Genomic DNA, 802 nt, shown 5'->3' on the forward strand with positions numbered 1-802 from the left:
CCCGACACCAAGCCTGCGGCTATGGTGCAGGCCTCCAGCCCGAAAATTTGGTGACTGGGGCCGGAGAATGAAGATAGGCTGGAAGCGAACGTTGGTGTTCATCCAGGCGAGCGGGGGAAAAAGATGAACGAGCCCATGTCGCCGTCAGTACGGGCGGCTATCGAGCGGATGAAGTCTCGCTTGCGCATGACTCGTCGCTTTGGGTTTTGGTTCCAGGCAATCTTGGGGGCGACGGCGCTGCTGCTGTGGTTTGGCTTTTTAATCGGCCAAAATACCGTCTATCGAGATGACTCGCTGGGGGCTGTCATCGCCTTCTGGTTCACCTTGTTTACATTGCTCACCCTGGCAGCCGGTCTATTTTTCAACTGGCGCTACTTGCTCCACGCGGAGCGCCGCTCAGCTTCTGCCGATGCCTTAAGCCAATTGGATCTGCCCAAGCAGTTGCAGTTGGTCACCTATGTCAGCCTCATTGGGGCCTTCCTTGCTTTGATTGGTATGGAAGCCCAAGTGGGCGAGCTGTTGGCGCGCATGTTTTCCCGCACCCAGGCCAACCAGGTGACAGGAGTGCTGCTGCTGGCCGCCAACATCAACGTGACGTTTGCCCACTTCGTCTGCTTGGCAGGGGTTCTCTGGATTACCGGTGTCCTCGACCGCGAACCCTAGCGCCGGATCCCTGGCCCACCTTTGGGAGTCATGTGGACAGTGGCGAGACGGCTTGTTGTTTTTATAGTCGTTTACAGTCGTTCCAGTTCAGGGCAAGACACCTGAGCTACTGTTCGCGCTAGCGGGACGGAGTCCTTGA

1 protein-coding gene is annotated in these 802 nt (G+C 57.5%); it reads left to right on the plus strand.

Translation table 11 applies throughout. The features are described from left to right. Positions 1 to 123 precede the first annotated feature (123 nt). On the plus strand, positions 124 to 663 hold the full coding sequence (locus NW818_RS13555) for a DUF3611 family protein (protein WP_414332564.1): 540 nt from the start codon (positions 124 to 126) through the stop codon (positions 661 to 663). Positions 664 to 802 lie beyond the last annotated feature (139 nt).

This window comes from Synechococcus sp. R6-5, from assembly GCF_047461775.1.
Classification (GTDB): Bacteria; Cyanobacteriota; Cyanobacteriia; order Thermostichales; family Thermostichaceae; genus Thermostichus.

Coding starts and splice junctions, on each gene's coding strand:
- NW818_RS13555 (WP_414332564.1), top strand. CDS start 124: ATGAACGAGCCCATGTCGCCGTCAGTACGGGCGGCTATCGAGCGGATG.